At 72.5% G+C, this 18,357-nt stretch carries 17 protein-coding genes and 1 tRNA gene; 12 read left to right on the plus strand and 6 right to left on the minus strand.

What is annotated here, in order from left to right; genetic code table 11:
* The first annotated feature begins 78 nt into the window (after positions 1 to 78).
* Entirely contained in the window at positions 79 to 729 is a 651-nt protein-coding gene (cpaB, locus tag Q8791_RS04725) for a Flp pilus assembly protein CpaB (RefSeq protein WP_330090322.1), read from the plus strand.
* 95 nt (positions 730 to 824) lie between these two features.
* Positions 825 to 1,235 carry a large conductance mechanosensitive channel protein MscL gene (gene mscL, locus Q8791_RS04730; protein ID WP_330090323.1) on the plus strand — a complete coding sequence of 137 codons (411 nt, stop codon included), beginning with the start codon at positions 825 to 827 and terminating at the stop codon, positions 1,233 to 1,235.
* Between the two features lie 103 nt (positions 1,236 to 1,338).
* Here mscL and Q8791_RS04735 read toward each other — a convergent pair whose 3' ends face one another.
* Complete coding sequence (locus Q8791_RS04735; RefSeq protein WP_330090324.1) at positions 1,339 to 2,445, minus strand: D-alanyl-D-alanine carboxypeptidase family protein; 1,107 nt, start codon at positions 2,443 to 2,445, stop codon at positions 1,339 to 1,341.
* A gap of 416 nt (positions 2,446 to 2,861) precedes the next feature.
* Here Q8791_RS04735 and Q8791_RS04740 point away from each other — a divergent pair.
* Positions 2,862 to 2,934 (plus strand) — tRNA-Arg (locus Q8791_RS04740).
* A 689-nt stretch (positions 2,935 to 3,623) separates the two neighbouring features.
* Here the strand turns inward: Q8791_RS04740 and Q8791_RS04745 are convergent.
* A complete protein-coding gene (locus tag Q8791_RS04745) occupies positions 3,624 to 4,802 on the minus strand; it encodes a right-handed parallel beta-helix repeat-containing protein (protein ID WP_330090325.1) in 1,179 nt (392 codons plus the stop codon).
* 465 nt (positions 4,803 to 5,267) lie between these two features.
* Between Q8791_RS04745 and Q8791_RS04750 the strand changes: the two genes are divergently transcribed.
* Positions 5,268 to 5,492 carry a calcium-binding protein gene (locus tag Q8791_RS04750; RefSeq protein WP_330090326.1) on the plus strand — a complete coding sequence of 75 codons (225 nt, stop codon included), beginning with the start codon at positions 5,268 to 5,270 and terminating at the stop codon, positions 5,490 to 5,492.
* Between the two features lie 121 nt (positions 5,493 to 5,613).
* Here Q8791_RS04750 and Q8791_RS04755 read toward each other — a convergent pair whose 3' ends face one another.
* The 3 genes from Q8791_RS04755 to Q8791_RS04765 form a co-directional block, all read right to left on the minus strand.
* Positions 5,614 to 6,765 carry a phospholipase D-like domain-containing protein gene (locus Q8791_RS04755; protein ID WP_407941958.1) on the minus strand — a complete coding sequence of 384 codons (1,152 nt, stop codon included), beginning with the start codon at positions 6,763 to 6,765 and terminating at the stop codon, positions 5,614 to 5,616.
* Positions 6,766 to 7,003: 238 nt separating this feature from the next.
* Positions 7,004 to 7,795, minus strand: a complete 792-nt coding sequence (locus tag Q8791_RS04760; RefSeq protein WP_330090328.1) for a class I SAM-dependent methyltransferase — start codon at positions 7,793 to 7,795, stop codon at positions 7,004 to 7,006.
* A 122-nt stretch (positions 7,796 to 7,917) separates the two neighbouring features.
* Positions 7,918 to 8,508 carry a class I SAM-dependent methyltransferase gene (locus Q8791_RS04765; RefSeq protein WP_330090329.1) on the minus strand — a complete coding sequence of 197 codons (591 nt, stop codon included), beginning with the start codon at positions 8,506 to 8,508 and terminating at the stop codon, positions 7,918 to 7,920.
* Positions 8,509 to 8,561: 53 nt separating this feature from the next.
* Here Q8791_RS04765 and Q8791_RS04770 point away from each other — a divergent pair, with 53 nt between their 5' ends.
* The 8 genes from Q8791_RS04770 to Q8791_RS04805 all read left to right on the plus strand — a co-directional run bounded on the left by Q8791_RS04770 (position 8,562) and on the right by Q8791_RS04805 (position 16,665).
* Positions 8,562 to 9,017 (plus strand): MerR family transcriptional regulator, encoded by a 456-nt coding sequence (locus Q8791_RS04770; RefSeq protein WP_330090330.1) that lies wholly within the window; start codon positions 8,562 to 8,564, stop codon positions 9,015 to 9,017.
* A 144-nt stretch (positions 9,018 to 9,161) separates the two neighbouring features.
* Positions 9,162 to 10,175, plus strand: coding sequence for an STM4015 family protein (locus Q8791_RS04775; RefSeq protein ID WP_330090331.1), 1,014 nt, complete (start codon positions 9,162 to 9,164; stop codon positions 10,173 to 10,175).
* 75 nt (positions 10,176 to 10,250) lie between these two features.
* A complete protein-coding gene (locus Q8791_RS04780; protein WP_330090332.1) occupies positions 10,251 to 11,327 on the plus strand; it encodes an STM4015 family protein in 1,077 nt (358 codons plus the stop codon).
* Complete coding sequence (locus Q8791_RS04785) at positions 11,324 to 12,484, plus strand: STM4014 family protein (protein WP_330090333.1); 1,161 nt, start codon at positions 11,324 to 11,326, stop codon at positions 12,482 to 12,484. The genes Q8791_RS04780 and Q8791_RS04785 overlap by 4 nt, the downstream gene beginning before the upstream one ends.
* A gap of 9 nt (positions 12,485 to 12,493) precedes the next feature.
* On the plus strand, positions 12,494 to 13,369 hold the full coding sequence (locus tag Q8791_RS04790; protein ID WP_330090334.1) for an STM4013/SEN3800 family hydrolase: 876 nt from the start codon (positions 12,494 to 12,496) through the stop codon (positions 13,367 to 13,369).
* Positions 13,366 to 14,718, plus strand: coding sequence for an STM4012 family radical SAM protein (locus tag Q8791_RS04795; protein ID WP_330090335.1), 1,353 nt, complete (start codon positions 13,366 to 13,368; stop codon positions 14,716 to 14,718). Before Q8791_RS04790 ends, Q8791_RS04795 begins: the two co-directional genes overlap by 4 nt.
* 110 nt (positions 14,719 to 14,828) lie before the next feature.
* Positions 14,829 to 15,752, plus strand: coding sequence for an STM4011 family radical SAM protein (locus Q8791_RS04800; protein WP_330090452.1), 924 nt, complete (start codon positions 14,829 to 14,831; stop codon positions 15,750 to 15,752).
* 94 nt (positions 15,753 to 15,846) lie between these two features.
* Positions 15,847 to 16,665, plus strand: coding sequence for an HAD family hydrolase (locus Q8791_RS04805; RefSeq protein ID WP_330090336.1), 819 nt, complete (start codon positions 15,847 to 15,849; stop codon positions 16,663 to 16,665).
* A 41-nt stretch (positions 16,666 to 16,706) separates the two neighbouring features.
* Here the strand turns inward: Q8791_RS04805 and Q8791_RS04810 are convergent, their stop codons facing one another.
* Positions 16,707 to 18,140 carry an NF041680 family putative transposase gene (locus tag Q8791_RS04810; protein ID WP_330090337.1) on the minus strand — a complete coding sequence of 478 codons (1,434 nt, stop codon included), beginning with the start codon at positions 18,138 to 18,140 and terminating at the stop codon, positions 16,707 to 16,709.
* Between the last annotated feature and the right edge of the window lie 217 nt (positions 18,141 to 18,357).

Consider the following 18,357-nt stretch of genomic DNA (forward strand, 5'->3'; position numbering starts at 1 on the left):
CCGAGCACTCGGCGGCGCTCGGCACGTCCGGCCTGTGGACAACGGCCGATCGGCCCCTCCGCGGCCTAGCGTTGTGACATGACCGACGCACCTCCCCCCTACCGGCACCGCCGGGCGCTCACCCGCCTGCTGGACCGGTACCGGCGCCCCGTCGCCGCCCTCCTCGCCGCCGCCGCGCTCCTCAGTGCCGTCCTGGCGGTACGCCCGCCCCCGGCGCCCACCGAGCAGGTCATCGTCGCCGCACGCGACCTCGACGCCACGGCGCCGCTCACCGCGCGCGACCTCGCCCCGCGGCCCCTCCCCGCCGACTCCGTCCCCGACGGCGCGCTCGCGCCCGGCGCGGAGACCGCCGGCCTGTCCCTCACGTCCCCGGTGCGCCGGGGCGAGGTGATCACCGACGCCCGCCTCTCCGACCCGCCTGCGCGCCCGTACGGGCCGGGCCTGGTCGCCGTCCCCGTCCGGGTCTCGGACCCCGGGGCGGTCGGCCTCCTGTCGCCCGGCAGCCGGGTGGACGTCCTCGCCGCAGGGAGCCCCGACGAGTTCGCCCCGGTGCGTGCGGGACCGGCCGTGGAGGTGGTCAGCGACCGCCCCGTCCTCGCCCTGCCCCCGGAGGCCGACCGGGGCGGCGAGGGCGGCGCGCTCATCCTCATCGCCGCCACGCCCGCGGAGGCCCGGAGCCTGGCGGGGCACACCACCGCTTCACGGCTGTCCATCACCATTCGCGGTTGACCGATGACCACTCGTGGTGGAAGCTGGCGGGCGCCGGTGAGCGCCCCCCGGACGCCCCGGCGATCCCACACACATCGAGTACGTAGGGCTGTTCCATGGAAGGCTTCAAGAAGTTCCTGCTCCAGGGAAACCTGGTGCAACTGGCTGTCGCGGTCGTGATCGGCACGGTCTTCGCCAACCTCATCACCGCGTTCACCGAGGGGTTCATCACCCCGCTGATCGGGATCTTCGGCGGCATCCCCACGTTCGCGGACCTCTACTTCGAGATCAACGACAGCCGTTTCATGTACGGCACGTTCATCGACGCCCTGGTCTCGTTCCTGATCACCGCCGCGGTCCTGTACTTCCTCGTGGTCCTGCCGCTCGGCAAGCTCATGGAGAAGTTCATCAAGGCCGAGGAGGCCACGACCCGGCCCTGCCCCTTCTGCCTCTCCGAGATCGACAAGAAGGCCACCCGGTGCTCGCACTGCACGAGTGAGGTCACCGCCGAGACGGAGACCGTCTGACCCCTCCCCGGAACCGCGGGTCCCGGCCCTCCGGCCGGCGCCCGAACGGCCGGGGCCGACGGGACACACGTCGGGGGCGGCCCGTGCGGGCCGCCCCCGGAACTCACCTGCTGTACTCCCAGTGCCAGGGCTCGAAGGGACTGGACTTGGCCCAGGCGGGATGGTGCCAGCCGAAGTCCGCCCCGTTGGTCTCCATCCAGTTCCAGCGTTCGGACCTGAAGTTCTGGATACCGCAGCCCAGGTCGATCGCCTGGCCCAGGCCGTGGTTGCTCGTGCCGGGGACGGCGGCGAAGCCGGGCGGCTCCTGGGCGTAGACGCGGTGCTGGTTGGGCAGGTCGCGGTAGGCGCTGGTGATGCAGATGTTCTCGCCGAACTCCGACACGTACCTCATGTTGAGCTCGAGGAAGTCGACGGCGGCGTCGGCGCGCAGCTGCTTGTCGTCGTACATGTCGCACAGGGCGTCGGACGGCAGGAGGCCGTTGGGCGAGCCGTCGGCCCTCGACGCCGCCGAGGCGTCGCAGTCGGCGGCTGCCATGTAGGCGTCCGGGTCGATGCCCCGGTCCTCCAGCTCCTGCATGAGCTCGTCCATGCTCGCCTCGGACTGCTCACGCAGGTCCTCGACCTCGGCCGCGAGTTCGGCCTGTTCCAGCTGCGTGGTCGTCTGGAGCTCCTGCGCCTGGCTGGCCAGCCCCACCTGCTCCTCGCGCAGGTCGGTGGCGTCCTGGATGAGCGCCTGGTTGTTCTCGGAGAGCTTCGCCGCGTAGGACTGCGTCTGGAGGTCGTCGTCGAGCGTCCCCGACGTCAGCATGGTGAGCATCCCGCCGTCGGGCTGCTGGTACAGGGTGCTGGCGAGGGCGGCCAGGGGCTCGCGCATCTCTCCGAGTTCGAGCTCGGTCTGCTGGAGCTCGTGGAGCGTCGAGACCAGCTCCTCCTGGGCGGACTCCAGCTCCTCCTGGCGCTCGACGTGGCGGTCGGTGGCCTCCTCCAGCTCCTGCGAGGACGACTCGGCCCGCTCCCGGAACTCGTCGAGATCGGCCGCGGCCGGCGCGAGCGCCGCAGGAGGGACGGGGACGACGAGGAGCGCGGTGACGAGCACCAGCGTCAGCGCCTGGACACTACGGACACGCCAGGGCGCCGCGAACGCGGTCAGCGCCCCGCCGCCCTCCGGTACGCGGGACCTGCGCCGCGCCGAATCAGAAGTGAACGGCACGAATGATCCTCCGGCTGCTTTTCCTCGAACACCTACCCGTGACCGCAAGGAACGTACTACATGTCCACATGCGGACACACGGAACCGTTGCGCCGGAGGAAGCGAACCCGGGCCGGACTCGCGCCCGTCCCGCCGCCGTCTTCTCCGGCCGTCGGTGAAGTCCCTGGTCATCACTGTGCGGGCCCTACCCCGACCCGCCCTTAGGGCGATCGAGGTGCACATTCGGACATAACGCAACACGCGCCATGAACAACGTCACACCGCACCAGGACAACCAATCGTAGGTCAGCGTACTCCGCCATGCACGCAGAGTCCCCCAGTCACACCCCCGGAACACCGACCGACACCCCATTCACCTCCATCCTGGGTTAGGCTTGGCCCGGTGGCGGGGCAACGCATACCTCCGTCAGACCCATGGCTCCATAGCTCAGGGGATAGAGCACCGCTCTCCTAAAGCGGGTGTCGCAGGTTCGAATCCTGCTGGGGCCGCATGACGTGAACTGGGGTTTCTCCTTCGGGAGGGACCCCAGTCCGTTTTTCGGGGCGCAGCAAGGGCTGCGGTCGAGGAATCGGCCGACGACGGTCCGCCCGCCCTCCGCACGCGGTTCGGGTGTGACGGTCCCCTCCAGCCGGGATCCTGGCCCGGCCCGGGTGTGCCGGCAGAGCCCGCACGTCGTCGGCGCCTCCACCCCTCGCAAGGACCCTCTCCCATGGCCCCCGCCCTACGACGGCGGCGGAAGCAGCGGCGTGCGGCTACCGCACGCGGGGACGGTGGAGACGGCGGGTGGGCGGCCCACGAGCGGTGGCCGGGCGACGGAGACGATCCGAACCGACTGCGCACCTGGTGGCGTCGGTGACCGGTCCGGACTGTGCCTTCCCCACGTCCTGACCGCGGGGCGTCCTCCGCGGGGGCGGCGCAGACGGTGACGGCGTTGCGGTCGGCAGGGCGCGGACGGGGCGGGGTGCGGTACGCCGTGTGCCGCCCTCCGGGCCGGGATCGGCGCGGGGTGCGGCACACGGCGCGGTGCGTCAAGGGGCCGTCCGGTGCCCCTGTGGGACACCGGACGGCGGTGGCGGCCGGACCGTCGTGCGTGCACGGGGTCCGCGCCGTCAGGGGTCGGTGCGCGCGTCCGTCGGAGAGCCGGGACCCGAGGGGAGGGCGCGCCCGGGGACCCCTCCTATCGCGTCACCGGGGTGCCGCCGAAGCTGACGGAGAGGCTGCCGTCCGCGTCGAAGGACCAGTCGAGGGCGCCGTCGTAGGAGGAGCACCTGGCCCCGTTGGAGCCGGACCAGAACTGGTTGGAGCTGTCGGAGTCGCCGATGATCCGGTCGTTCGACCCGCTGTCGCACGAGGTGTTGCCCCGGAACACCGAGGAGCCTCCGTCGAAGTTGTAGTTGCGCTCCTCGCTGCCGATGGAGATGTTGTCGGACACCGTCATCGAGCCGACGTTCCGGTTGTAGGTGAACCCGTGCTTGCCGTTGTCGTAGGCGATGTTGCCCCTGATGACGTGGTCGACCCCGATGTCCTCGCCGCCGAGCTTGAAGCCGTTGCGGTCTCCGTTGCCCGCCTGGGAGCCGTCGCTGAGGGTCCCGTTCTCGTAGGCGAGGGAGTCCTCGACGGTCACGGCGCCGATGGGACCGGTGTCGGACTTGGTGTAGAGGTCCCAGCCGTCGTCGATGTTGTTGTGGGCCACGGTGTACCGGAAGACGTTCCCGGGTCCGGAGGTGAGCTTGGCCGCGAAGCCGTCGGCGTCCTCACCGTCGGAGTCGACGTTGTCGTGCGACACCGAGGTCACGACGAGGTTGTTCGCGGGCCAGTCGCTCTCGGGGGTGCTGGAGTCGCGTCGGGAGATCTGGAGTCCCGAGTCGCGGTTGAAGCGCGTCACCGTCCGCTCGACGACGTTGTCGCTGCCGCTGATGAAGATGCCGTTGTCGCCGGCGTTCTCCACGACGAGCCCGTGGATGTGCCAGTGGGAGCCCTCCAGGGCGATCCCGCGGTTCGCCGGGTCCTCGCTCTGCGCGGAGAAGTCCAGGACGGGGCTCTCCCCCGGGGCGGCGAACAGTTCCGTGGGGGCGCCCGACGTGCCGCCGCCGCCCTCCGGGAGGGTGACCGTCTCCGCGAGGTCGTAGGTGCCGCCCTGCAGGTAGATCGTCCCGCCGGAGCTGATGCGGTCGATCGCCGAGGTGAGGGTGGTCGGGTCCGACTCGGTACCGCCCGCGCCGTCGTCACCGTCGGGTGACGCGTACAGCACTGTGTCCGCAAGGGGGGCGGGCTCGGCCTGCGCGGCGTTGGCGGATGTCACTCCGAGTGCCACCGCCACCAGGCTGACGCCCGCGATGAAGGGTCTGGTTCGCATCGTTCGTCTCCGATTTCGTCCGTGGGTCCGAGGGGGGTAGAACCGTGTCGCGTCGGCGCCCGCGGGCCGGCTCCGGGCTGGAGCCGGTCGTCGCGGTCGCCGCGCGGACTGGACGGCGCCGACCTCCACCGTGGCGGCGGTCGGGCCGCGCCTCTTTTGGAAAGCGCTTTCACGACAGAAGGTAGACGCCCGACCCCGGTGCGTCAACGGTCTAGCCGACACGCGGCATTCATGCTAGGGAAACCTGCGCTTCACACCGTCGCCCTCCGGCCCGTTACCGGCTCCGGCGGGTGCCGCGCGGACGGCGCCGACCGGCCGTCCAGCCGTCGGCAGCGGGCCCGACCTGCGGTCGGACCGACGGGAGAACGTCGTGGGCCCACCCCCGTGTCGGCATGACAAGGCGCCCCCACCGACCGATGATGGACCGAACGGAGCAAACGGAACAGCAGGTCGGGGGGCATTCGGATGACACACGCGGACCACGCCGACGACGAGCTGGCGGAGGGTGTCGAGGAGGACGGGCCCGGCCCCCGGCAGCGGGGAGGATCCGCCTCGGCGATCGCCAACGCGCTCCACCGCACGCCGCACCCGGGACCGCAGCACTGGGGCGGGCCCCGGCCCCGCAAGGCGACCCCGGACCCCTTCTTCTCGACCGGACCGAAACCGCCGCCCGGGTCCCGCCGCACCTGACCCGCACCTGACCGCGAGGCGCTCACGCGCGTCCCGACGGCGCCGTCCGTCCCGGCTCAGCCGGGCGCGACCGCCCACCGCGCCGCCGCACGTGCCGGTCCCCCGCCCGGGGGCGGCGCCCTCACAGGAACGGGCGCCACGGGGCGAGCACGACCTCGCTGAACTTGGCCGCGAACGGTCGGCCCCGCCATTCCTCGGCGGTCAGCTCCCGGCAGTTGGTGAGGTCCTTGGCGAAGATCTCCTCCAGGTGCGCGGCCACGTCCTCGTCGAAGATCTCCGCGTTGATCTCGTAGTTCCCGGTCAGGCTCAACCGGTCGACGTTCGCCGTGCCGACCGTCGACCAGCGGCCGTCCACCGTCGCCGTCTTGGCGTGCACCATGGCGTCCTGGTAGAGCCACAGCCGCACCCCGCCGCGCAGCAGCGCCGAGTACTGTCCGCGGGCCAACCAGTCGGCGATGACGTGGTTGGAGTTCTCCGGGACGAGGATGTTGACGTCCACGCCCCTCTCGGCCGCGTCGATCAGCGCCCGCTGGAGTTCGCGGTCGGGGATGAAGTAGGCCTGGGTGAACAGCACCCGGTCCTTGGCCCTGTCGATGGCCTCCAGGAACATGGCCCGGATGGGGTAGATGAGCTGTTCGGGCACGTTGCGGTGCACCCGGAACCGCGCGTCCCACACGGCCTCGCCCAGCCCCTCCAGCTCCGGGTGCCGCGAGAGGCGGTTCATGTTCCAGAAGTCCACGAACGCGTTCTCCAGCTCCCACACCGCCGGGCCGGAGACCCTGAGGTGGGTGTCGCGCCACTCGGTGGCGTACACCGACCCCACGTTGTAGCCGCCGACGAACCCCACCTCCCCGTCGACCGTGAGGATCTTGCGGTGGTCGCGGCCGGACTTGCGGACGTTCATCAGGAGCACGCCCGGCCGGAACGCCGGGTAGCGCAGGACCTTGACGCTGTCCGGGAAGCGGAAGAACGACCGGGCGACCACCAGGTTCGCGAACCCGTCGTAGATGACGTACACCTCGACGCCCCGGTGGGCGGCCTCGATGAGCGCCTGCTTGAACTCGTGGCCGACACGGTCGTCCTTGACGATGTAGGACTCGAACAGGACCCGGCGGCGGGCGCCCCGGATCGCCGCGAGCATGTCCTCGAACACGTCCTCGCCGTAGGTGTAGACGGTGGCCGCGGTCTCGCCGACCCACAGCTCCGCGGGGGCGGTGCGGGGGAAGTTCGCGCGGTGCGGCCGCACCTTCCTGCGCCAGTGGTTGACGCCCATGAGGGTCGCGGCGACCGCGACCTGGGTGGTCACCAGTCCCACGAGCCCCCACTTGACCGCGGATCTGAGCGTGGTTCGTCTGGAGCGTCGCAATTCGCCTCCCGAGCAGGACGGCCGCCGTGCCGGTGGCCCGCGCCCCCGGAGGCCGTCACATCCGGCACAAGGTGGACGTCAACCGTAACCCGGTCCCCCTCGGGACACTTCACACGATCGACACGTGTTCGCCGTCACATCGGTGTCACCCCTGCTCGCGCAGTCGGAGCGCCACCAGCTCCGTGGTGGGGCTCTCCTTGCGCCCGCGGACCAGGCGGCGCTCCAGCGGATACAGGGCGGCACCCGCCAGCCAGCCGGTCGGCGCGGTCACGGTGGCCGCGCGCAGGACCCCGCCCCAGGCCTTGCGCCACGGCTTCGGGGCGTCGACCTGGGCGTTCATCAGCACGAGCATGGGGACGCGGCGGACGATGTCGAACCCCGCCTTGTCCGCGGTTCCCGAGATCCACTCCAAGGTGCGGTTGACCTGGTGCTCTCCGCGCTGCTCCGGGCGCCGGAGGCAGTTCTCGGAGACGACGAGCAGACCTCCGGGGCGCAGTACCCGGGCGAACTCCCGGACCGCGGCGGTGTAGCGCTCGTCGTCGGTGATGTGGAAGAGCATGTCCATGCAGGACACCGCGTCGAAGGAGTCGTCCTCGAAGGCGTCGAGATCCGAGGCGTCCTGGCGGGCGAACCGGTGTTCGGGGAACCTCGCGCGGAGGCGGTCCACGGCCGCTTCGGTCATGTCGGAGCCGGTGATCCGGGACGCCCCGAGCTCGTCCCACAGGCGCACGTAGAACCCGGTGCCGCTGCCGACGTCGAGGACGTCCGCGCTGCGGGGCCTCAGCCCGCGGACCTCGCGCAGGAACACCTCCTCGCGCACCCGGTACATCCACGTGTTGAAGGGGCGCCCGAGGGCCCGGTACCCGACGCCGCTCTCGGTCCAGTCGCCTTCGAGACGGCGTTCCCAGAAGTCGCGGAGTTCACTGTGCGTAGCCATGGCACCACTGTCACACCGGCCGCGGGGCTTGTCCCGTCGCAGCGCCGGGGACACGCCGGAACCGGCGCGAACGCCGGGCCGTCCGCCGCGGGCCCCGGGACGAGCACCGGGCGCGCCCCAGGTCAGGTCCCCCGGTGGGCGGTGACGCGCTCGACGAGTCCCAGGGCGGTCCGGTCGTGGCCGTCCACCGTGAAACCCGCCTCGGCGGCGACCGCCCTCGGGAGCCGCCGCGGGTGCTCCTTGCGCTCCTCCCGGAGGCGGAGGGGCCACCGCGTGTACTCCACGTGGTCGACCAGCAGCAGGATCCCGCCGGGGCGGAGCACCCGGTACATCTCGTCCAGGGCCCGGCGCTGGTCGGGGATCGTGCACAGGGCGAGCGCGCACACGACGGTGTCGAACGCCCCGTCGGCGAAGGCGAGGTCCTGGGCGTCGCCCTCCCGGAGCACGGCGTCCAGGCCCAGGGCGGCGGCGCGGGCCCGCGCGTGCGCCAGCATGGCCGGACTCAGGTCCACACCCGTGACCTCCACGCCGTCCGGGTAGTGGGCCAGGTTCTGCCCGGTCCCCACCGCGACCTCCAGGACCCTGCCCCGGGCCCGGCCGCACAGCCTCGCGCGGGTCCTCCCGAGCACGAGGTCCTGGGTGCGCGCCCCCTGTTCGTACCGCTTCGACATCCGGTTCCAGTCACCGCGCACCCGTTCGGTCCGCTCGTCCATGAGGTCCTCCCCGATCCTTGACCCGGACCACCAGTCTGGAACTTAATGTCCACATGAAGTCAAGTGCGTCGGAGATGTCCATCGGAGAACTGGCCGGAGAGTTCGGCCTGGCCACCCACGTCCTGCGGCACTGGGAGTCGGCGGGGGTGCTGGAGCCTGCCCGCCGTTCCGGCGACCGGCGCCGTTACGCGCCGGAGCAGCGCCTCCAGGTGGCCCTGGTGCTGCAGGCCCAGGAGGCCGGGCTGAGCCTCGCGCAGATCCGCGGGGTGGTCACCGCCCCGGACGGCGGGTCGCGCCGCACACGGCTGACCGAGTACCTGGCCGTGCTGGACGGGCGCCTGGAGCGGCTGCGGGCCGCTCGCGAGATGGTGGCGCACGTCGTGGCGTGCAGCGCCGAGGACGTCCTGGAGTGTCCGCGCATGCGGGAGATGCTGGAGGCCTCGTCGGCGTGCCCCGCCCTCCACGGCCGCGGGCGGACGCGCCCGGCGGGGTTCCCGGAACGTCCGTGACCCCCGGCCCGAGTACGCGCCCCGCCGGGACCGGGTCGGGCGCGGCCCTTTCGCCGGGCGGGTCCGCGACCGCCTGAGGAGGGACTGTCCTTCCCGCCCGCTAGAACGGGTCCATCACCCCCGGACCAGCCCCAGGAGCAGCCGATGCCGAACAGCGCCCATCTCACCGAGTACGCCGACCTGCCCGTGATCGAGTTCCCCCCGTCGGAAGCGGGGGATCCCGCCCCCTACCACCCCCTGCCGAGCTCCGAGGAGCTGGCCGCGGCCGTCGCCGCCCCGGAGTCGGCGGCCTGGCGGCTGCGGATCGATCAGTTCGAGGCACCGAGGGACTTCCCGGCGTACTTCGCCCGCTTCGTGGCGGAGGTGGACACCTCCCGGGTGCGGGCGCTCGTCATCGGGATGTGGGGGGACGGCTACGACACGCCGCCCACGGTCCCGCGCGACCTGCTCATCGCGCACGCGGAGGCCTTCCCGTCGCTCCGGGCGCTGTTCTTCGGGGACATCGTCTACGAGGAGAACGAGATCTCGTGGATCCAGCAGAGCGACCTCTCCCCCCTGGCCGGCGCCTTCCCCGCGCTGGAGGAGCTGACCGTGCGCGGGACCGGCGACCACGCGGTGGGCGACAGCGTGCTCGACCTCCACCTTCCCGAGCACACCGGGCTGCGGACCCTCACGGTCCAGAGCGGCGGCCTGCCCGGACGGGTCTCCCGGGGTATCGCCTCCTCCGGCCTGCCCGCGCTGGAGAACCTGGAGCTGTGGCTGGGGGTGGACACGTACGGGGGCGACACCGCGCCGCGGGACCTGGCGCCCGTCCTCTCCGGCGAGGCGTTCCCCGCACTGCGCTACCTGGGCCTGCGCAACGCCGAGGGGGTCGACGACTGGATCGCCGTCCTGGCGGAGGCGCCCGTGACCGCCTCCCTGGACGTCCTCGACCTGTCCCTGGGCACCCTCACCGACGCGGGCGGCCGGGCCCTGGTCGACGCCGCCGACGCCTTCCGGCACCTGCGGAGGCTCGACCTGCACCACCACTACCTGTCCGAGGAGACGGCCGAGCGCGTCCGCGCCGCGCTGCCGGGCGTCGGGGTCGACCTGTCCGACGTCCAGACGCCGCGCTCCCACGACGGGGAGGCCTACTACTACACGGCGGTCGCCGAGTGACCGGAGCCGCCGCCCACGGTGTCGCACCAGGCTGTTAGACATGGGGGCGTCCGCAATCCCAGGCAGGAGAGTCCATTGCCGAACCGCAGCCGCCTGACGGAGTTCGCCGGCCTGCCCGTGGTCGAGTTCACCGGGTGGGACACCCTCAGGGACGACTTCGGGCTCGCCATGTACTGGGCCCGCAACCGCCGCGAGCCGCACACCGGGCACCCGAGGCGCTACGACCGTCTCTTCGAGGCCGTCGCCGCCCCGGGGTCGGTGGCCTGGCGGCTGCGGATGGAGTCCCCCTCCTACGGCTCGGGCTCCAACAGCCCGATCGAGACCCTGGGCCAGTACCTCGACCGGTTCACGGAGTTCGTCGCGCCCGCGGAGGTGGCCGCCCTGATCGTCGGGAGCATGGAGGGCGACGCCGAGGCGATGCCCTCGGACGAGGTCCGCGACCGGCTGATCGGCCTCGCGCCGAAGCTGACCGCCGTGCGGTCCCTGTTCTTCGGGGAGATCCTCCAGGAGGAGAACGAGATCTCCTGGATCGAGCACGGCGACCTCGCCCCCCTCCTGGCCGCGTTCCCCTCCCTCGAAGCGTTCACCGTCCGCGGCGGCAGCGCCGGCCTGAGGCTGAGGATCGCGGAGCACCGGGCGCTGCGGAGCCTCACCGTGCAGAGCGGGGCCCTGCGACCCGAGGTCGTACGGGACGTGTGCGCGTCAGTGCTCCCCGGGCTGGAGCGCCTGGAGCTGTGGCCGGGCTCGCGGGAGTACGGCGGCGACAGCACCCCGGAGGACCTGTCCCCCGTCCTCTCAGGCACGGCCTTCCCGCGGCTGCGCCACCTGGGCCTGCGCAACGCCGAGGGGGTCGACGACTGGATCCCCGCGCTGGCCGGGGCGCCCGTGCTCCCCTCGCTGGCCACGCTCGACCTCTCCCTGGGCACCCTCACGGACGAGGGCGCCCGGGTCCTCCTCGACGCACCGGCCTTCCGCGCCCTGAAGCGGTTGGACCTGCACCACCACTACCTGTCCGAGGAGACGGCCGAACGCGTCCGCGCGGAGTTCACCCGGGCGGGGGTCGAGGTCGACGTGTCCGGTCCCCAGGAGGCGGACGTCGACGAGTACGACGGCGTACGGCACGTCCACCGCTACTCGGCGGTCTCCGAGTGATCCGCGAACGGCCACTGGTCGTGGTGGGGGTGCCCGGGAACCGCCGCCTGGACCTGTTCCTCGCGGCGGCCCGGTCCGCGGGCCTGCCCGCACCCGCGGTGGTGCCGTGGCGGGAACTGGCGGCCGGGCCGGTCGCCCTGCCCGACGACGCCCTGGTCCGGGTGGACTCCCCCGGCGGCGACGTGGAGACCGAGCGCCTGCTGCGCGGCTGGGACCGCGATCCGGACCCGTACCGCGCCGAGGGGACGGCCGACCAGCACGCCGGGTTCCGCGCCTCCCTGGAGCGGCTCGCGGCGGCGGTGGCGGACGCCCCGGGAGCACGCCTGCTCCAGGAGCCGCAGGACCTGGTGGACATGTGCGACAAGCGGCGCTGCCACGCCAGGCTGGCGGAGGCCGGGGTCCCGGTGGCTCCCGCGCTGCCCGGTCAGGTCACGGGCTACGCGCCGCTGCGCGCGTCGATGGCCGGACACGGCTGGACGCGGGTGTTCGTCAAGCCCGCACACGGTTCCTCCGCCTCCGGGGTGGTCGCACTGGCCACGGCGCCCGGCGGCAGGGTCAGGGCGGTGAGCACCTCCGACCTCGTCCGGCGCAGGGACGGTTCCGTCCGCCTCTTCAACAGCCTCCGCCCGCGCACCTACACCCGCGAGGACGACGTCGCGGCGGTCGTGGACGCCCTCGCCCCCGACGGGCTGCACGTCGAGCGGTGGGTGCCCAAGGCCGGATTCGCGGGGAAGGTCGTCGACCTCCGGGTGGTGGTGGTCGCGGGACGGGCCACCCACGTCGTGGCGCGCACGTCGTCCGGCCCCATGACCAACCTCCACCTGGGCAACGCCCGCGGAGACCTCGACGCTCTGCGGGCGTCGGTCGGCCCGCGGGCGTGGGCGGAGGCGATGGCCACCGCCGAGGCCGCCGCCGCGTGCTTCCCCCGGACCCTGCACGCCGGGGTGGACCTGATGCCCTCCCCCGGGTGGCGCAGGTTCACGGTCTGCGAGGTCAACGCCTTCGGCGACCTGGTCCCCGGTGTGCTGCACGAGGGCCGCGACACCTACGCCGAGCAGCTGCACGCCCTGGCGTCGGGCCGGTTCCCGGACGGCGGTCGCCCGTCGGCGCCGCCCGTCCGCCCGTCCCCGCCGCCCGAAGCCGTCCCCTCCTCCTGAAGAATGACGATGAGCACCGAACCCGACATGAACGCCGTGGTGGGCACGCACGACATCCTGCTGCTCACCCTGGACACCCTGCGCTTCGACGTGGCCGACGCACTCGCCCGGGCGGGCCGCACGCCCCACCTCGCCCGGCTGCTGCCGGAGGGGGGATGGGAGCGCAGGCACGCCCCCGGGAGCTTCACGTACGCCTCCCACCTGGCGATGCTCGCCGGGTTCCTACCCACCCCGGCGGCCCCCGGGCCGCACCCGCGCCTGTTCGCCGCCGCCTTCCCGGGGAGTGTGTCCACCGCACCGCACACATGGACCTTCGACACACCCGACCTCGCGTCCGGCCTGGCCGGTGCGGGCTACCACACGGCCTGTGTCGGGGGCACCGGGTTCTTCAACCGGAGGTCGGCGGTGGGGTCGGTCATCCCGGACATGTTCGCCGAGAGCCACTGGGAGGAGACGTTCGGGGTGGCCGACCCCCGCTCCTTCGAGAACCAGGTGGCGCGGGCCGTGCGCATCACCCGGGAGCGCCCGGCGGACCAGCCCCTCTTCCTCCTCCTCAACGTGTCCGCCCTGCACCAGCCCAACTGGTTCCACCTGCCCGGCGCCTCCCGCGAGGACGGAGACACCCTGGAGAGCCACGCGGCCGCCCTGGAGTACGTCGACCGGCACCTTCCGCCCCTCCTCGCCGCGATGTCCGCACGCCGCCCGTGTTTCGCGATCGTGTGCTCCGACCACGGCACCGCCTACGGCGAGGACGGCCACACCGGCCACCGGATCGGCCACGAGACCGTGTGGACGGTCCCCTACGCCCACGCGTTCCTTCCCCGGGGGCGCACCGCGCCCGTCCGACCGGGGGCACCCGCCCACGCCGAGGAGGCAACCCCGTGACCGTCACCCCCGACCTGCTCCCGGAACCCGTGCGCGAGGACTCCCCCTACCGGTCGTACGTGTACGCCTATCCGCACAAGAGCGCCTACCGGCCCTTCGGGGAGCGCCCCCTGCTGGCCGACCTGTGGCGGGACGAGGACGTGAGCGCGCTGTCCCTGTACGCGCACATCCCGTTCTGCGAGATGCGCTGCGGGTTCTGCAACCTGTTCACACGGTCCACGCCCCCTGCCGAGCAGGTCACCGCGTACCTGGACGCGATGGAGCGCCAGGCCGGGGAGGTGGCCTCGGCGTTGCCCGACGGCGCCCGGTTCGCCCGGGCCGCCCTGGGCGGCGGCACTCCCACCTACCTGACCGCCGACGAACTGGTCAGGGTCTACGACCTCACCGAGCGCGCGTTCGGGGTGGACCTGGCGCGGATCCCGGTGTCGGTGGAGACGTCCCCCGCCACCGCCACCCCCGACCGGCTGGACGTGCTCGAGGCCCGCGGCCTCACACGGATCAGCATGGGCGTGCAGAGCTTCCTGGACTCCGAGGCGCACGCGGCGGGCCGTCCGCAGAAGCGCGCGGAGGTGGACCGGGCGCTGACGGCCATCCGCGAGCACACCTCCGCCGACCTCAACGTCGACCTCATCTACGGGATCGACCGGCAGGACGCCCGCACCTGGGCTTACTCCCTGGACACGGCACTGGAGCGGTCTCCGGAGGAGGTCTACCTGTACCCCCTGTACGTGCGCCCGCTCACCGGCCTGGGCCGCCGCGCCCGGGAGTGGGACGACCACCGGCTCGGCCTGTACCGGCAGGGCCGCGACCACCTGCTGGAGCGCGGCTACGAGCAGGTGTCCATGCGCATGTTCCGGCGCGCGGACGCCCCCTCCTCCGGGACGGACGGCCCGGACCACTGCTGCCAGACCGACGGCATGGTGGGGCTGGGGTGCGGGGCGCGGTCCTACACGGCGTCCGCCCACTACTCGTTCGACTACGCCGTGGGGGTGGGCCACGTGCGGTCGATCATCGCGGACTACGCGGGCCGCGAGGCGGGCGACTTCGCGCACGCCGAGGTGGGCTTCCGGCTGGACGACGACGAACGGCGCCGCCGCCACCTGGTCCAGTCGCTGCTGCTGGCCGAGGGCATGGACGCCGCCGCCTACGCGGAGCGGTTCGGACGCCACCCCGTGTCGGACTTCCCCGCGCTGTTCGCCGCGCTCGACGCCCGCGGCTGGCTGGAACCGGACGGCGCCCCGGACACGGTCCGGCTGAGCCCGGAGGGACTCGCGCACTCGGACGCGGTCGGGCCGATGGCCTTCTCCTCCGGGGTGTCGGCGCTGATGGCCGAGTACGAGGCCAGGTGAGCGGCGTGGACCCCGTCTCCTCCGCAGCGGGCCCGGCCCGGGGGCCCCGGGCACGGGTGGTGCCGCTCCCCTGGCCGGGGATCAACGGCGCCCCCGTCCGGGCGCCCGCCGTGCCTGGCGCTCCCGTCCCCGCGGCCCCCACCCCGCAGCTCCCGCCGCACCTCACCCTCCTCTACAGGGGGCCGCTGGCCAGTTGCGACTACGACTGCCCGTACTGCCCCTTCGCCAAGCGGCGCGACGAACCCCGGACCCTGCGCGCGGACCGGGCCGCCCTGGAGCGGTTCGCCGACTGGGTGGCCGGGCGCGCGGACGAGAACCCGGGCACCCGCGTCTCGGTGCTGTTCACCCCCTGGGGCGAGGGGCTGGTGCGCTCCTGGTACCGGACCGCGATCGCCCGGCTCAGCCACCTTCCGCACGTGGAACGGGTGGCCATCCAGACCAACCTGAGCGGTCGCCTCGGATGGCTGGCCGACTGCGACCCGGCGTCCACCGCGCTGTGGACCACCTACCACCCGGGCCAGGTCTCCCACGAACGGTTCCTGGCCAAGGCCCGGGAGCTCGTCTCGGCGGGCGTGCGGTTCAGTGTCGGCGTGGTCGGCGAGCCGGACCACCTGGAGGCGGCCCGACGGATGCGGGCCGACCTGCCCTCGGACGTGTACCTGTGGGTGAACGCCGCCGAGGGCAGGGTCTACACCGACGGCGAGGCCGCGCGGTGGCAGGCCCTGGACCCGCACTTCCACTACAGCCGCCACCCCCATCCGAGCCTGGGCCGCGCCTGTCGTACGGGTGACACTGTGCTGTCCGTGGACGGCGACGGCGGTGTGCGCCGGTGCCACTTCGTGGACGAGCCGATGGGCAACCTCTACGACGGGTCGTTCGCCGCGCGGCTCGGACCGAGCGGGTGTCCCCTGACCAGCTGCGACTGCCACATCGGCTACGTGCACCTGGAGTCCCTCGACCTCTACGACGTCTTCCGCGGCGGAGTCGTGGAACGTGTCCCGGCCGCGCTCGGGGCGGCGCGGGGCCCGCACTGAGGCCGTCACCCCGGTGCGGGGAGTCGGTCCCGGGCCGGGCGCGGGCGCCCAATCCGGCCACCACCGCTTCGATCCGCCACCCGGGACAGACATAATGCGACACATGGTCTTTCCCCGGGTCATCGCAACCGACCTCGACGGCACCCTCCTGGGCGCGGAGGGTCTGGTCTCCGACCGCAACCGACAAGCGCTGGCCGCGGCCGCGGAGGCGGGGGTGAAGGTGGTCGTCTCCACCGCGCGCCCGCCCCGGACCACGTGGCACATCGCCTCCCAGTTCACGTGTGCCGCCGTCCTGTGCGGCAACGGCGCACTCGCCCACACCTCCGACACGGACCCCCTCGTGCGCGCGCTGTCGGCGGAGACGGCGGGCACCGTGGTCGAGAAGCTGCGCGGAGCCCTTCCCGACCTCGGTTTCGGCGTCGAGACGGGCACCGACTTCTTCCACGATCCCGACTACGTGCTCGAACCGTGGGCGCCACGGGACTGGGTGAGCGAGGTCCTGGACTCCACCGACGCCCTGCTCGCCCGCGCCACCCCCGTCGCCAAACTGCTGGTGCGTTCGCACGGGACGCCGGTGCACCTCCTGCACGAGGCGGCCGTGGAGACGGTCGGCGCGCTGGTGGAGGTCACCTACTCGGGCGGGCACAGCCTGTTGGAGCTGAGCGCGTCCGGTGTGGACAAGGGCTCCACCCTGGCGATGCTCTGCGAGCAGTGGGGAGTTCCGGCCGAGGAGGTCGCGGCCTTCGGGGACATGCCCAACGACCTGCCCGCACTGACGTGGGCGGGGATGGGGTACGCGATGGCCAGTGGACATCCGGACCTGCTCGATCCCGCCCTGGGGCTGCTGGTCGCCCCCGGGAGCAACGAGGACGGGGTGGCCAGGGTCGTGGAGCGGCTGCTCGCCGGGCGCTGAAAACCACTGGCGGGCCGACGCCCCCTCTCCTAGCTTGGCGTTTAAGCTGCTTGCTTGGCTCCGGGGTTCCCCGTGGTACCCGTTTTGTTCTTCTTGGGCACCCCGTATCGGGGAGCTGGACGCTTGTTCGGCCTGCCCGCCGGACGCCCCGGACCAGGCCCGCAGGATTTCGGTACACCCACGCACACCGGCAGGTCAGCGCGGATGTACCGAAATCCCCGACGCACCCGGCACGGACTCATCCGGTCCGGTTCCACCGGCCTGTGCCAGGGCAAACACACCTGACGTACCAAAGACCGAGCCAACCGCAACTGGGTATAGGCCACCACCACCAGCCAGGACCACCGGTCCGCCGCGGACGGGTCCCGCAACCGGGGTGCGTCCCACCCCAACTCCTGCTTGAGGAAGCGGAAGGTGTGCTCGATGTCGAACCGGCGCAGATAGGCCCACCACACCTGGCTGACCTGCTCTGGCCGCATGCCGGTGGCTGAGGACCACAGCCACAACGGCTTGGGAGCACGCCGCGAGGGCAGCGCCTGCACCCGCAACAACACCAGGGTGCCCTCGATCACCGGCAGCGCTCCGGGATGATCGGCCCAGGCCGACCGGTGCGTCAGGCGAGGGTGCATCCGGTCCCAGGAACGAGCGGTAGCGGCCCCGTAGCGGCGGGTGGGGGTGGTGGTCACCGTCTGCGGCTCGGGCCAGGTGTGGGGGGCGGCCATCCGCAGCGGGGCTCCGTGTTTGGCCGGGCGGCCCCTCGCCTGGACGGGCAGGTGCTCGGCCGGGCCGTAGAGCACCCGGTTCGAGGGCAACCGGCCCACCACCTGGACGGGCAGGTCGGTGAGCAGGTAAGCCAGCCGGGGGCTGTCATAGCCCGCATCGACCACCACCACGATGTCGGGGTCTCCCCCGTGGTGGTGGTTCGCGGCGATCAGCCGGTCGATGAGCGCGCGCACGCGGGTGGCGGTGAAGTCGGTCTCGTCTGCTCCCGGAGGTAGGCGCGCCACATCCAGCGGGGCGCACCACGAGGTAGAGCCCTCTTCCAGCGCGACGATCATCGAGTAGGGCCAGCCCGGGACCATCTCGGCTTGGCCGGTGCCGCGCCCGTAGGTGTGGCACCAGGAGCGGTCGGGGCTGGTCCAGGCGTCCGGGCGCAGCCAGGGGCTGATATCGCAGGCCAGCACGGTGCGCCCGTGCAGGCGCGGCAGGGGCAGCGAGGCCAGGCTCGTCCTCAACCGATCGGTGTCGATGCGGCCCTGGGCCAGGGCGGAGTAGGCCGAGCCGTGACCGCGGCGGTGTTCGGGTTCCAAGGAGAGTTGGGCCAGGTGGCGCACGGGGGTGGGGGCGCAGACTAGGGCCTCGCCCACCTCGAACAGGGCGTCTTGGTGGTGGGTGAGGCAGGTGTGGAAGTCGGTACGGAACCGGGACAATGCCGACAGTGACTCGACTGTGGGTGGTTGGTGAGGCAGACTCATGGTGACGGCCTTCGGGTTGATCATCAGCGTCTCGACAGCGCACATGATCACGCGAAGGCCGTCGTTGTGTCCGGGGAACAGGGAAGCCCGTGACCGGGATGTTGTGCGGTCACGGGCCTGGTGTTAAACGCCAAGCTAGGGCGTGTTCTGTGGATGCTTTCGGTTGACTCGGCGCTTGCGCCGATCGACGCGAGCGGCTTCCAGGCCATCTCTCGCA

The sequence above is a fragment of the Nocardiopsis codii genome, assembly GCF_036327455.1.
Taxonomy (GTDB): domain Bacteria; phylum Actinomycetota; class Actinomycetes; order Streptosporangiales; family Streptosporangiaceae; genus Nocardiopsis; species Nocardiopsis codii.